The 457-nt window shown below is 63.0% G+C and carries 2 protein-coding genes; one reads left to right on the top strand and one right to left on the bottom strand.

Annotated features, from left to right (window positions below; genetic code table 11):
- Positions 1–134: 134 nt before the first annotated feature.
- Entirely contained in the window at positions 135–329 is a 195-nt protein-coding gene (locus UK23_RS53700) for a hypothetical protein (RefSeq protein ID WP_231114485.1), read from the bottom strand.
- Between UK23_RS53700 and UK23_RS53695 the strand changes: the two genes are divergently transcribed.
- Positions 249–457, top strand: a 209-nt coding sequence (locus UK23_RS53695; protein ID WP_231114486.1) for a hypothetical protein, incomplete at its 3' end; no start/stop codon positions are given. The two genes, UK23_RS53700 and UK23_RS53695, sit on opposite strands and share 81 nt — an antisense overlap.

Here is a 457-nt window from a genome sequence, read left to right as displayed (position 1 = left end):
TCAAGCCCCAATCGCTTTGCAGCGTGGTTGCGTTGACACCGAACGCGTCAGTCATCACCGCTACCCATGCGGGCATCAGGCCTGTCCAGCTCGCTTCGCATCGCCACAATCAAGCCCCCGCGGAGGTCAGGCGATTAGGCGGCGGTTGCGTGGAACAGGTTGTGTCTCGGTTTGCGGAGTGGGTCGAGCCATGCCGGTGGGTAGAACACCGGCAGTCCGTGCACTATTTTCACTTCCCACTCGCTTTGATGGATGAGCGTGTGGTGGTGGCTGCAGAGAAGGACGGCGTTCTCGACCGAGGTGTCTCCGCCGTTTGCCCAGTGGTGGATGTGATGGGCGTGGCAATGTCGTGGTGGTCTGCCGCAGCCCGGGAAAGCGCAGCCCCGGTCTCTGGCGACCAGTACTCGGCGGATTCCGGCGGGGAAGCTGCGGGTTTTGCGGCCGATGTCCATCGGCT

It is taken from the genome of Lentzea aerocolonigenes (genome assembly GCF_000955955.1).
In the GTDB taxonomy this organism is placed as follows: Bacteria; Actinomycetota; Actinomycetes; order Mycobacteriales; family Pseudonocardiaceae; genus Lentzea; species Lentzea aerocolonigenes_A.
Note: the sequence above shows the minus strand (reverse complement) of the source record. Positions and strands in the feature narration are given on the sequence as shown.